At 37.8% G+C, this 13,464-nt stretch carries 14 protein-coding genes; 4 read left to right on the plus strand and 10 right to left on the minus strand.

The genetic code is table 11. The annotated features are described in order from the left end of the window. Positions 1 to 11: 11 nt before the first annotated feature. On the minus strand, positions 12 to 635 hold the full coding sequence (locus tag O1Q80_RS06925; protein ID WP_386693044.1) for an L-threonylcarbamoyladenylate synthase: 624 nt from the start codon (positions 633 to 635) through the stop codon (positions 12 to 14). A gap of 210 nt (positions 636 to 845) precedes the next feature. Between O1Q80_RS06925 and purE the strand changes: the two genes are divergently transcribed. The 3 genes from purE to O1Q80_RS06940 all read left to right on the plus strand — a co-directional run bounded on the left by purE (position 846) and on the right by O1Q80_RS06940 (position 3,807). Beyond that, positions 846 to 1,343: a 5-(carboxyamino)imidazole ribonucleotide mutase gene (purE, locus tag O1Q80_RS06930; protein WP_386693904.1), complete on the plus strand. Its 498-nt coding sequence runs from the start codon at positions 846 to 848 to the stop codon at positions 1,341 to 1,343. Between the two features lie 57 nt (positions 1,344 to 1,400). Next, complete coding sequence (gene purK, locus O1Q80_RS06935; protein ID WP_386693907.1) at positions 1,401 to 2,486, plus strand: 5-(carboxyamino)imidazole ribonucleotide synthase; 1,086 nt, start codon at positions 1,401 to 1,403, stop codon at positions 2,484 to 2,486. A gap of 130 nt (positions 2,487 to 2,616) precedes the next feature. Further along, positions 2,617 to 3,807: an amino acid aminotransferase gene (locus tag O1Q80_RS06940; protein WP_386693910.1), complete on the plus strand. Its 1,191-nt coding sequence runs from the start codon at positions 2,617 to 2,619 to the stop codon at positions 3,805 to 3,807. 117 nt (positions 3,808 to 3,924) lie between these two features. On the opposite strand, the gene rplT is transcribed toward O1Q80_RS06940, so the two are convergent. The 9 genes from rplT to O1Q80_RS06985 all read right to left on the minus strand — a co-directional run bounded on the left by rplT (position 3,925) and on the right by O1Q80_RS06985 (position 12,232). Then, complete coding sequence (rplT, locus tag O1Q80_RS06945; protein WP_005596075.1) at positions 3,925 to 4,278, minus strand: 50S ribosomal protein L20; 354 nt, start codon at positions 4,276 to 4,278, stop codon at positions 3,925 to 3,927. 55 nt (positions 4,279 to 4,333) lie between these two features. After that, positions 4,334 to 4,531, minus strand: coding sequence for a 50S ribosomal protein L35 (gene rpmI, locus O1Q80_RS06950; RefSeq protein ID WP_005596065.1), 198 nt, complete (start codon positions 4,529 to 4,531; stop codon positions 4,334 to 4,336). A gap of 195 nt (positions 4,532 to 4,726) precedes the next feature. Next, the gene (gene infC, locus O1Q80_RS06955) at positions 4,727 to 5,266 is read right to left on the minus strand and encodes a translation initiation factor IF-3 (protein ID WP_386690242.1); all 540 of its coding nucleotides are present in this window, start codon (positions 5,264 to 5,266) and stop codon (positions 4,727 to 4,729) included. A 183-nt stretch (positions 5,267 to 5,449) separates the two neighbouring features. Further along, a complete protein-coding gene (gene rnd, locus O1Q80_RS06960) occupies positions 5,450 to 6,592 on the minus strand; it encodes a ribonuclease D (RefSeq protein WP_386693912.1) in 1,143 nt (380 codons plus the stop codon). A 2-nt stretch (positions 6,593 to 6,594) separates the two neighbouring features. Then, entirely contained in the window at positions 6,595 to 8,283 is a 1,689-nt protein-coding gene (gene fadD / locus O1Q80_RS06965; protein ID WP_386686230.1) for a long-chain-fatty-acid--CoA ligase FadD, read from the minus strand. A 46-nt stretch (positions 8,284 to 8,329) separates the two neighbouring features. Next, positions 8,330 to 8,878 carry a Slp family lipoprotein gene (locus O1Q80_RS06970; protein WP_386686232.1) on the minus strand — a complete coding sequence of 183 codons (549 nt, stop codon included), beginning with the start codon at positions 8,876 to 8,878 and terminating at the stop codon, positions 8,330 to 8,332. A 21-nt stretch (positions 8,879 to 8,899) separates the two neighbouring features. Continuing rightward, complete coding sequence (gene tsaB, locus O1Q80_RS06975; RefSeq protein WP_386693913.1) at positions 8,900 to 9,613, minus strand: tRNA (adenosine(37)-N6)-threonylcarbamoyltransferase complex dimerization subunit type 1 TsaB; 714 nt, start codon at positions 9,611 to 9,613, stop codon at positions 8,900 to 8,902. Between the two features lie 15 nt (positions 9,614 to 9,628). Further along, entirely contained in the window at positions 9,629 to 10,243 is a 615-nt protein-coding gene (locus O1Q80_RS06980) for a glutathione S-transferase (protein ID WP_386686237.1), read from the minus strand. Between the two features lie 63 nt (positions 10,244 to 10,306). Continuing rightward, a complete protein-coding gene (locus O1Q80_RS06985; RefSeq protein WP_386693915.1) occupies positions 10,307 to 12,232 on the minus strand; it encodes an ATP-dependent DNA helicase in 1,926 nt (641 codons plus the stop codon). A gap of 87 nt (positions 12,233 to 12,319) precedes the next feature. Here O1Q80_RS06985 and O1Q80_RS06990 point away from each other — a divergent pair, with 87 nt between their 5' ends. Further along, positions 12,320 to 13,411, plus strand: a complete 1,092-nt coding sequence (locus O1Q80_RS06990; protein ID WP_386693917.1) for an ABC transporter ATP-binding protein — start codon at positions 12,320 to 12,322, stop codon at positions 13,409 to 13,411. Positions 13,412 to 13,464: the final 53 nt, after the last annotated feature.

Genomic DNA, 13,464 nt, shown 5'->3' on the forward strand with positions numbered 1-13,464 from the left:
AAATAAGATAATTAAATAAATGGTGTTACTGAACCACTACCTTCTCGCAAAATAACAGGTGTTTCATCTGTTAAATCCACAACTGTTGTCGGTTCTTGACCTAAATAACCGCCATGAATAATCAAATCCACTTGACGTTCTAAACGATCACGAATTTCTTCGGGATCAGATTGCGTAATATGCTCTTCCTTTGGCAACATCAACGAACAAGATAAAATCGGTTCACCTAAAGCCTTTAATAAATCTAAGGCAATTTGATTATCTGGCACACGAATACCGATAGTTTTACGTTTTGATGTCATCAAACGACGAGGTAATTCTTTCGTGGCGGTTAAAATAAAAGTATAACGCCCTGGGGTATTATTTTTAATCAAACGGTAAGCCACATTACTCACTGTAGCATAATGAGATAATTCCGATAAATCACTGCAAACCAAAGTAAAATTATGCCCTTCAGGTAATTGACGAATTGCCACAATACGATCCATAGCATGCTTTTCGCCCATCATACAACCTAGGGCATACCCAGAATCTGTAGGATAAACAATCACACCGCCATTACGCAAAATTTCCACTGCTTGATTAATCAACCGTACTTGTGGATTTTCAGGATGAACATAGAAAAACTGACTCATTGTATTTCCATTGTAATTAATATAAAAATCAAGCGGTATTATACTGCATTGTTATATACTTTTGATAGCGTTATATTTACTCATTTTTTTATAGAATATTACAATCAGGCAATATTTCAAATTATCCTGCAATCGTTTGCCTAAGATATTGAAATTATGCTATTCTACTCTCCGTTTTTTACTAGTAATCTTTTCTTACGGAAATCTTAAATGTCTAATCAAAATCCCCAAATTGCCATTGTTATGGGTTCCAAAAGTGACTGGATAACAATGCAAGAAGCCACTCAAATCTTAGATGAATTAAATGTACCTTATCACGTGGAAGTGGTATCCGCTCACCGTACACCAGACAAATTGTTTAGCTTTGCAGAAACTGCTGAAAAAAACGGTTTCAAAGTGATTATTGCTGGTGCTGGCGGAGCCGCACATTTACCTGGCATGATCGCTGCAAAAACCTTGGTACCTGTATTAGGTGTGCCAGTAAAAAGTTCTATGTTAAGCGGAATTGATAGTCTTTATTCTATCGTGCAAATGCCAAAAGGCATTCCTGTCGGCACATTAGCTATTGGTCCTGCGGGTGCAGCTAATGCAGGATTATTAGCAGCTCAAATTTTAGCCGCTTGGGATACAGAATTATTAGTGCGTTTAAAAGCATTCCGTGAAAATCAAACCAATGTGGTGTTGGATAATCCAGATCCAAGAAGTTGATCAATTTTAACCGCACTTTATCATAAAAAGTGCGGTGCTTTTTTGAGATTTTTTACTATGCAACAAAGTACTTTATATCCTACTATTTATGTTCTAGGCAATGGTCAACTTGGGCGTATGTTACGTTATGCTGGAGCCCCTTTAGATATTAATGTTGAACCATTAGACTTTAACGCTCCCCTATTTGATTTGCCAAAAGATGCCATTATTACGGCGGAAATTGAACGTTGGGAACCAACGCCTTTAACTGAAATGCTCGGTAATCATGATAAATTTGTTAACCAAAAAGTGTTTGCCACTACCGCAGATCGGTTTAGCCAAAAATCTCTGTTAAATGAATTAAATCTTCCAACTTCGCCATGGGTATTAGTAAAAAGTGCGGTGGATTTTAAGTATATTTTTACCGAAATAGGTGAAAAAGTGGTAATAAAACGCCGTACTGGTGGTTATGATGGTCGAGGGCAATGGATTGTTACACCAGAAAATCAAGATGTGATTACAGATGACTTATTCGGTGAAGTGATTGCGGAAAAATTTATTCCCTTTGATGGTGAAGTATCCATTGTGGGAGCTAGATTTAGAAATGGTGAAACTCGCTTTTATCCTGTAACTCATAATTTACAGCAAAACGGTATTTTACGTTATAGCGTTGCTGACAATTCAAATATTCATTTACAACCACAAGCAGAACAAATGCTTGGCAAAGTGATGCACAAACTCAACTATGTAGGTGTTATGGCAATGGAATGTTTTGTGGTTAAAAACCAACTATTAATTAATGAATTAGCCCCTCGAGTTCACAACAGCGGACATTGGACTCAACTCGGCTGCTCAATTAGCCAATTTGAATTGCATTTGCGAGCATTATTAGATTTACCAACGCCTAAATTAGAAATCTTTGCACCAAGTGTAATGGTCAATTTAATCGGTACACAACATAACCCACAATGGCTCAATATCCCATTTAGTCAATTACATTGGTATGGAAAAGAGGTAAGAGAAGGACGAAAAGTTGGGCATATTAATTTTACCCATGTGGATAAATTACAGCTAATCACCCAATTAGAAAATTTACGCCAAGTGTTACCTGAAGATTATCAATCTGGTTTAAACTGGGCAATTAGTAAATTAAATAATTATTAGCTATATTTTTTGTGTTTTCATCAAAGAATCTAAAAATTAGCTACTTTTTATAGAATAATAACTTGCATTTTTTAACTGTTATCAGTATAAAATAAAACACTGACATATCATTTATATAAGGAAAATTATCATGTTTGAGAATATTACTGCAGCTCCCGCTGATCCCATTTTAGGTTTAGGTGAAGCATTTAAATCTGAAACCCGTACTAATAAAATTAATTTAGGTATTGGTGTCTATAAAGATGCACATGGTTCAACACCGATTATGAAAGCGGTTAAAGAAGCAGAACAACGTTTATTTGAAATTGAAACGACAAAAAATTATTTAGCGATTGACGGTGTAGCAGATTTTAATGAACGTACCAAAATCTTATTATTTGGTGAGGGTTCAGAAATCGTTACCCAACGCCGAGCCAAAACCGTACAAAGTCTTGGCGGTACAGGGGCATTGCGTATTGCAGCAGAATTTATTAAACGCCAAACCAAAGCACAAAATGTCTGGATTAGCACGCCAACATGGCCAAACCACAATGCTATTTTCAATGCGGTTGGCATGACTATTCGTGAATATCGTTACTACGATGCTGAACGTAAAGCCTTAGATTGGGATAACCTAATTGCCGATTTAAGTAATGCTAGCGAGGGAGATGTGGTATTGCTACACGGTTGCTGTCATAACCCAACGGGTATCGACCCAACTCCAGAACAATGGCAGCAATTAGCCAACTTGTCAGCCAAAAATGGTTGGTTGCCATTATTCGATTTTGCTTATCAAGGTTTAGGTAACGGTTTAGAAGAAGATGCGATTGGTTTACGTACTTTTGCCGCAAATCATAAAGAGTTATTAATCTCTAGTTCTTACTCTAAAAACTTCGGCTTATACAGTGAGCGTGTTGGGGCATTTACGTTAGTCGCAGAAAACGAACAAATTGCTGTAACTGCACTGACACAAGTCAAAGCGATTATTCGTACACTCTATTCTAACCCTGCTTCTCATGGTGCAGCAACGGTTGCCATTGTGTTGGCGGATCCAGTATTACGTAAACAATGGGAAGATGAATTAACCGAAATGCGTAATCGTATTAAAGCGATGCGTACAAAATTTGTTGAATTGCTCAAAGAATTTGGTGCAACACAAGATTTCGGCTTTATTACGCAACAAAACGGTATGTTCTCTTTCAGTGGATTAAATGCAGATCAAGTAGATCGCTTAAAAGATGAATTTGCGATTTATGCAGTACGTTCTGGTCGTATTAATGTGGCAGGTATTACCGAAGATAATATTCGTCATTTGTGTGAGAGTATTGTGAAAGTGCTTTAACTTTATAGATACGAAATTTTATATTTAACCCTGTAGCTAATGCAGGGTTATTTTTTCGTACTATGCTCCCACAAAAAAGGACGCTAAACAGCGTCCTAATTTTCTATTCTTTAAGAATTAAAGAGCAGATTTTGCTTTTTCAACTAAAGCAGCAAAAGCCACTTTATCGAATACAGCGATGTCAGCTAAAATCTTACGGTCGATTTCAACAGAGGCTTTTTTCAAGCCATTGATGAATTTGCTGTAAGATAAACCGTTTTGACGAGCGGCAGCGTTGATACGAGCAATCCATAATTGACGGAATTGACGTTTACGTTGACGGCGGTCACGGTAAGCATATTGACCAGCTTTAATCACTGCTTGGAAAGCAACGCGATACACACGTGAACGTGCACCATAATAACCTTTAGCGGCCTTAAGAACTTTCTTATGACGCGCTCTTGCAATAACACCACGTTTTACACGAGCCATTATTTAATCTCCTAATGTATATGTTTAACTAAAATTTACTAATGAACGCTTGTACTTATGCGTATGGCAAGCACGCTACAACTAAAACTTGGTCTGCTTTCGCAACCATGGATTTATGACGTAGATGACGTTTACGTTTAGTGGTTTTCTTAGTCAAAATATGACGTAAGTGAGATTGTTTACGCTTGAAACCGCCAGAAGCTGTTTTCTTGAAACGCTTCGCAGCACCACGTACTGTTTTAATTTTAGGCATTGTTTAATAACTCCGCATTGTTTTGTTAAAAAAACGATAAATAGGCGAATGTTTTGCAACATTACTTGTAAAGCTCGTATTTATCACACTAATTATAACAGGCGTTTTCCCCCGTTATCATATAAAAGCAATCAGGCTGCTGAGTGTGCCTGATACGCTTTATATTTTTCATCAAGAAAGTATCTCAATGAAAAATTATTTCTTTTTAGGTGCTAGTACCATAATAGCTTGGCGACCTTCTAGTTTGCTTGGTGCTGATTCTACCACTGCAATTTCTGCCAAGTCATTTTTTACACGTTCTAACACATCAAAACCTAAGCTTTGGTGAACCATTTCACGTCCACGGAAACGAACGGTGATTTTGGCTTTATCCCCATCTTCCAAAAAGCGAACTAAGCTACGAAGTTTAATTTGATAGTCACCTTCATCTGTACCTGGACGGAATTTAATTTCCTTAACCTGTACTACTTTTTGTTTTTTCTTCTGCTCTTTAGCAGCTTTTTCTTTTTCGTAAATAAATTTACCGTAGTTCATAATACGACAAACTGGCGGTTCAGCATTTGGGCTAATCTCAACTAAGTCTAACTCAGCTTCTTCAGCTTTTGCTAATGCTTCTTGAATTGATACGATACCTAATTGCTCGCCGTCTTGATCGGTTAGGCGAACTTCTTTAACTCGAATTTCATCATTAAGACGATGAGCTCGAGTTGTCTGAACACGTTTTACTGGTTTAATAGTGCGATTCCTCTAGTAACTTTATTTTTTTATATCATATTTTCTCGCCAATTGTTCCTGAAGAAACAGCAGAAGAAATGATTTCTATCTTTGCTCTTAAACTGAGCAAAACAGGCAGAATTCTACGAGATTTTTCGAATTTATGCAATAAAAGAATGCTTTTTATACATAAAAATTTTGTGGTTAAGGGGTTTCCAATATTTCACACAATTTTTGCCCAAAAGGTTCACGCCAATCTCTCATCAAATCGGGTAATTTGTTTGAATCTTTTTGTTTAAGCCAAACCCATTTCATTAATTTTTCTAAACTCTTACGACTTGCAATGACTTCACAGGCTAAATCTTCAGGAGCAATTTCTAGTAATTTTTGTTGCAAGCCTTTGAATGCTTTTTTATAACGTGGATCATCGGAAAATCGTTCAATTATTGCTGGGTAATCCGTAGCTTCAACACGTTTCATTTGTTCAATGACTTGCAACATTTTTTTACCATGAATCCGTACTTCTTGCGAATGAATACCTAAATCTAACAGTGCGGATGTATTTTGTGGATTATATTTTGCTATCAACCATAAAGTTTCTGCACGAACCACAAAATTCAATGCAAGATCACGTTTAATCGCTTCTTGTTGTCGCCATTTTGCTAATAATTTTAATCGCATTAATTGTTCTGAATTGAGCTTATTAGCATTTGGAATAGTTAAATAGGCTTTATCGGGGTCTTTAACTTTCCCTTGCTTTTCCAACAATAAATAGCTGTCAAATTGCACCGCACTTTGCCAAGGTGTTTTAGCGAGTTGGTCTGCCATTTTGTGATAAAGTGGTAACAAATACCATACATCTGCCGCCGCATATTCCAGTTGTTTGTCTGATAAAGGACGAGCCAACCAATCGGTTCGAGATGCTCCTTTATCAAGGCTAAATTCAAAATAATGCTGAATTAAAGTGGCTAACCCTGTGGAATTTGGGAAAGACAAAAAATTCGCCATAATTTGTGTATCAATTAACGGTATCGGTAACTGATTGAAATAATGTTGAAATACTTCTAAATCTTCATAGCAAGCATGCAACACTTTCAGCACATTTTTATTTGCTAATAAAGCAATAAAAGGCGAAAAATCGGTGATTTCATTAGGATCGATTATACTGACTTGCTCGCCATCATAGAGTTGAATTAAACCTAATTTGGGATAATAACTGCGTACTCGGATAAATTCCGTATCTAAAGCAAGCACTGTTTTTTGTTGAGCCAATTCGCAAACTTGAGCCAAACCTTGATTATCACTAATCATCTGAAAGTGCGGTTTATTTTGGATTTCTTTTATCATGATTAATTATTCAGACGTTTCGCCAATTCTTCATCACGCAACACACGGCGTAAAATTTTACCAATATTGCTTTTTGGCAATTCGTCACGAAATTCAATTTGTTTCGGAATTTTATAGCCAGTTAAATGTTGGCGACAATGTTGACGTAGCTCATCACGGGTTAAGCTATCATCTTTTTTTACCACAAAAATTTTGATGGTTTCGCCAGATACCTCATGTGGAACACCTATCGCTACTACTTCTGCCACTTTATAATTTAACATCACTACATCTTCAATTTCATTTGGATATACATTAAAACCTGATACCAAAATCATATCTTTTTTACGATCCACAATACGTAGAATACCTTTTTTATTCATTGTGACAATGTCACCTGTGGCTAACCAACCATCTTTTAGCACTTCACTAGTGGCTTCTGGACGTTGCCAATAACCTTGCATTACCTGTTTACCTTTAACCCAAAGCTCACCAGTTTCCCCTAAGTTTGCTTCATTGCCGTCTTCTTTCAAAATTTTAATATCCGTATTTGGTACTGGCAAACCAATACTACCGTCATGCACTAAACAATCTACCGTAGATGCTGCCACCAAAGGCGAACATTCAGTTAATCCATAGCCCTCAATAATATTACAATCGGTTAATTCATGCCATCGAGTTGCAATAGCTTGCTGAACTGGCATACCACCACCGACTGTTAATTTTAATCCTGAGAAATCAACTTCTTTAAAATTCTCATTATTTAACAAAGCATTAAACAAGGTATTTACCCCTGTTAATGCCACAAAGTGATGTTTTTTCAATTCTTTAATAAAGCTATCAATATCACGTGGATTAGTAATTAATACTGCTGTTATGCCTAACTCAATAAATAATAGGCAGTTCGCACACAAGGCAAAAACGTGATATAACGGCAATGGCAAAATTGCTTTGCGTTCACGGCGATTATCTCCCACAAAAGGTTCGGCAATCCAACGAGCTTGCATCACATTCGCTACCATATTACCATGCGACAACATCGCACCTTTTGCCACCCCTGTGGTGCCACCAGTATATTGTAAAAAGGCTAAATCTGTTGGTTCTAATTCAGGGCGAACATATTGACGCATCTTGCCAATACTTAACACTTCACGAAAGGTTACTGCATTTGGTAATTTATATTTTGGTACTAATTTTTTAACGTATTTCACTATAAAATTAACCAGCGTACGTTTACCAAAAGAAAGCTGATCTCCCATTCGCGTTAAAATAACATGCTTAACTGCGGTGTTAAATACGACTTTTTCTAAAGTCGATGCAAAGTTCGACACTACCACAATAGCGACTGCACCACTATCTTGTAATTGATGTTCCAATTCTCGTGGTGTATAAAGCGGATTGACGTTCACCACGATTAAACCTGCACGCAACACACCAAATAAGGCTATCGGATATTGCAATAAATTTGGCATCATCAATGCGACACGATCGCCACGTTTAAGTTTTAATTCATTTTGTAAATAAGCAGCGAAAGCCCGACTACGTTCTTCCAATTTGCGAAAAGTCAACGCTTTGCCCATATTAATATAAGCAGGGCGATCGGGATGTTTTTGCACCGCACTATCAAACATATCTAATAAATTAGGATATTTATTAATATCAACTTCTTTTTCTACCCCATTCGGATAATTATCAATCCATAATTTTTCCATATAAATCCTTATTATTTTTTACAACATTAACGTAGTACAAACGTACTTAACGTAGTACATAACGTACTTTTGGTTGGGCAAACCAGAATCGTCCCATTAATCCCCAGCGTGGTCCGAAGCCGAAAGGATAATAATCCCAGTCATCATATTCATAATAATATTCTTTCACTAACTGCCATTGTTTAAAGGCTTGTACGGTTACTACTGGATATTGATAGTCTGCTTGATCAATTTTACCCATCTCTTTTCCAGTCAACTTGCCTTTCACCGTAATGTATTGGTCTTTCAAACTTTCAGGATCCACAAAACCCTTTAAATATGCAATAAAACGACCATTTGTCGTGCTATCTAACACAGGTTTGGCAGAAAATGATGACACTTGCAAACTCAACACTTCTATCTTGGTTTGATTTTTCAGTACATCAACAGATAACACTTTACCGCCCAAGCGAACATCTTTACATTGACAAGCATAATGATCTTGATCGATATCCTTTAAATTTTGGATAGTGAATTCGTCTTTTTCTAACCCTTGTGGTGGATTAACGCAACCGACTAATAAAAGTGCGGTGATAAAAAACAATATTTTTTTCATAGCAACTCCTTATTTTGATAGCTATTCTCTATCAGGTAATTTTTTCCAAGTCACTTCATTACGCAAATACACAGGTTCAATTTCTGTGGCAGTAATAGTCTGCTTGGCAAACCACATCGGCACGGCGACGGAAAGCATATATTTTGCTGATGGCAAAGTAATTTCACTATTTTTAGCCACATTATTTAACGATGAATAAGATTGCCATCCTGTACCAACAGTTAACCAATTCCCGCTTAATGGGTTAGCCTGCTCAAGCAATCTTACTGGTGAACATACCTGTTCCGCAATTATTGCTTGCCATTGCAAAAACTCGCCAATTTCCAACCGCACTTTTTCAGCTTTTAAGGCGGAAAAATACACTTCATTCATACGAGCATCAATCGCACAAAGCACCTGTTCTGCTTGATGTTGTTGGTAAGCTGCTTGAGCCATGGCAGTCAAATTGGATACCGCAATGACAGGTAAATCTGCACCAAAAGCTAACCCTTGAGCTACACTCGCCCCTACTCGCACACCTGTAAAACTACCTGGACCACGCCCAAATACCAACGCATCTAGCTGGTTAAGCTGTAAGCCCGATTGCCCTAAAATCTGATCAATCATAGGTAAAATCCGTTTAGTATGGGTACGTTGTGCCACTTCATCTAAATGAGTAATTTCGCCCTGATGCAGTAACGCCACAGAACAGGCTTCTGTTGAAGTGTCCAAGGCGAGTAAAGTTAGCTTTGTCATAGTGTTCCATTTTTATTATTGCGGTGCAGTTTCTGCCAGCACAGGATATTTTGCATTCATCTCGTCCGACCATTTTACTAGATTTGGAAAACTTTTACCAAAATTAATGCCTAATTTTTCCGCACGTAATGTCCACCAATCAATCACACAAACAGCAAAGATTGTACCAATGTTCAATTCCGTGCCAAATTCCGCTAAATTTTGTTCTAATTGAGCAAAACTTTTTAAATTGCGATCCATTAATTGCTGATGACGACTGGTCCACCACTCTGCTTCTGGTCGCAACATTTTCTCGGAAATAATTGGCAAGGTATTTTCCATAATCCCATCGGCTAAATTATGCAACGCCAATACATTCCAACGGGCTTTGCCTTCTTTTGGAAATAGTGTTGCATTTTTGCCTTTATTATCTAAATATTCCGCAATCAACAGACTACCAAACAACCAGCGTCCACAATTGCGTTGCAACGCGGGGACACGTCCAAGCGGATTATCCTGATTATGTGGTGAATTAGAATCGAAAGATGATTTAATCGGCAACATCTCAATTTTATCATCTAATTGATGATGTTTAATGGTGACTAATACTTTACGCACAAATGGACTGGTTGTTGAATACCAAAGTTTCATAGGGTTTCTCCTTTGAATATATTTATACACGAAACAAGTTAGCTAATTTATAGTACAAATACTTTAATTCTGCAACTCTTTCAAAAAATCAACAATCTTAGTTAAATCTCTGGTACGTTTTGCATTCGGTAAACTTTTCAAAAAAGTTTCACCATAAGGACGATTGACTAAACGGCTATCACAAATAATCACTGCTCCTTTGTCTGTAACATCACGAATTAGTCGCCCCACCCCTTGTTTTAAAGCAATGACCGCTTCTGGAATTTGTAAATCATTAAATGGTTCCCCACCCTGTAATTTACAATCTTCAATGCGAGCTTTAAGTAAGGGTTCATCTGGTGATGTAAAAGGCAATTTATCAATAATGACCAACGAAAGAGCCTCGCCTCTTACATCAATGCCCTCCCAAAAACTAGATGTGGCAACGAGTACACTGTGTGGTTCATGAATAAAGTGATCGAGCAATTTGACTTTTGACATTTCGCCTTGTAACAAAATAGACAGTGAGCTGTTTGCACGGAAATATTCCGCCAAACCTTTCATCATAAAATAAGAAGTACAAAGCATAAAACAACGACCCTTGTTGGCTTCAATTACAGGTAGTAACATTTCTGCTAATTGTTGCAAAGTGTGTTTTTGGTTGCTGCTTGGCAAATAACGTGGCACACAAAGCATGGCTTGTTCAGCATAATTAAAGGGACTATGTAGCACTTTTTGCTCGGCTTGTTGAATCCCTAAACGCTGGCAAAAATGATCGAAATTTCCACCGACTTCAAGGGTGGCAGAGGTGAAAATCCACGCTGCTTTTTGATTTGCCATTTGTTCACCGAATTTATCCGCCACGGTGAGCGGTGTGATATGCAAGCCAAATTGGCGGTTAAAGGTTTCATACCAATAGCAGTAGCCTGTAATGCTGGTGTCAGCAAGGCGTGTGAGCTGTTTTTTTACCGCAATAATGCGGTCATAAATGCTGTCTAGGGTTTGCGAACGTCCTAAAGCAAGTTTCACCACTTCGGCGGTGAAATCCAATTTTTCTTGTAAAATTTCTAGCCCTTTTTGCACCGCGGTTTGTCGCAATAAATCTCGCCAGTTGCCACGTTGATTACCCTCTCCAAGTAATAAACGAAAATCTTGCACCATTTTTAACAGATGATCACTAGCTACTCCAAGCTGTTGCATATCTTTCACTTCGGTACGATAGACAATTTGTAAATCTTTACAAATATCAAATAGCTGGCGAGATGTGAGAGTTTGCCCAAAATATTGACTGGCAATATCAGGCAGTTGATGAGCTTCGTCAAAAATAATGACTTCCGCATCAGGAATAAGCTCAGCAAAGCCACTTTCTTTCACCGCCATATCCGCACAAAATAAATGATGATTGACTACGACCAAATCTGCTGCCAATGCCTTTTTACGAGCCAATGCCACATAACAATCGTTATAATGTGGACAATCCGAGCCTAAACAGCTATCAGTTGTACTGGTTAATTGTGGCAAAATCGGGCTATCTTCAGGCAATGTACTACATTCGGACAGATCCCCTGTTTGGGTGCTAATTTGCCATTTTTGTACTTTGCTTAAATCCACTAAAATGGATTTATCCCCAACTAAGCCCATATATTTCACCTGTTCCATTCGTTCCAAACACAAATAATTGGCACGTCCTTTGAGCAGGGCGATTTTACCTGTGTAATTTAATGCTTGTTTAATGGCTGGCAAATCACGTTTAAATAATTGATCTTGTAGGTTCTTTGAACCAGTTGAAATAATCGTTTTCTTTTTGGCTAATAAAGCTGGGACTAGATAAGCAAAGGTTTTTCCCGTACCAGTACCAGCTTCAACGACAAGTGCGGTGCGATTTTTAATAGATTTTTCCACCGCAGTTGCCATGTCAAGCTGTTCCTGACGGGGACGAAAACCGCTAATCTGCTGGCTTAACGCCCCAGTTTCAGAGAAAATTTGAATTATTTCAGATTGCTTCGACATTATTATTTATTTGATTATTCATTTTGCGGTATTGTATCATCTTGATATGATAAAAAGACAAGTTTATCAAACAAATTTAAGGTTGCCATGTCCCCATTACCCATTCTCACGCTTTCTCACCTACACAAAAGCTATGATGGTAAACATCAGGTGAATCATGATATTTCCTTTGAACTGGCAAAAGGGGAAATTTTAACCCTGTTAGGACCATCAGGTTGTGGCAAAACCACGTTATTGCGTGCGATAGCAGGCTTTGAACGACCAGAACAGGGGAAAATTTATATTGGAGATCGTTTGGTTTGTTCGCCAAAGACATTTATTCATCCTCGTGATCGGAACGTGGGGTATGTGGTGCAAGAAGGGATTTTATTTCCGCATTTGTCGGTGTATCACAATGTAGCGTATGGCTTAGGTGATGGTAAGGGAAAATTGTCTGAAGAACGGCAGAAAATTGGTGAAATTTTAGCACTGACAGGAATGACGGATTTTGCCGATGCTATGCCACATCAGCTTTCAGGTGGACAGCAACAGCGTGTGGCATTGGCTCGGGCGTTAGTAGTGTCGCCTGCGTTAATTTTGTTAGATGAACCCTTTTCGGCGTTAGATCAATATTTGCGATCTCAAATTCGAGATGAATTGTTGGCGATTTTAAAACGCAGTCAAACATCCGCCATTCTTGTCACTCACGATTGCGAAGAAGCCTTGCTTTGTTCGGATCGTATTGCCTTGTTATTTAATGGAAAATTGGTGCAATTAGATACGGCTCAGGGAATGTATTATCACCCCAATAGCTTAGAAATTGCACAATTTATCGGGGATACATTGATTATTGATGCCCTGTTAATTGCCTCTGAACAGGTACAATGTTTGTTAGGTCAAGTCAATATTCACCCCAATAATGCCCCCCTTGATTCACTGGGAAAATTGATGATTCGCCCCGAATGTATTACGCTTACACCAGTAGATAAAAAGGCAAAATCTCCCTTAAATTTAACCGCACTTGCGTCATCAGGTACTCTGGTGAAATTATTAAAACAGCAATTTCAAGGCAAACATAGCCGTGTTTGGGTGGATATTGCAGGGCAAACGTTGGATTTTTCATTATCTAACACCTTTCGTTTATACACGGGGGAAAGTTATATTTTGCAGGTTCATGAACGAGCTAAATTCTACCTATAAATATTATTGAAAATCATTCTTATCTAGTTTAGTATAAAAAAGACTTTTAAAAG

It is taken from the genome of Lonepinella sp. MS14435, assembly GCF_042485795.1.
Taxonomy (GTDB): Bacteria; Pseudomonadota; Gammaproteobacteria; order Enterobacterales; family Pasteurellaceae; genus Lonepinella.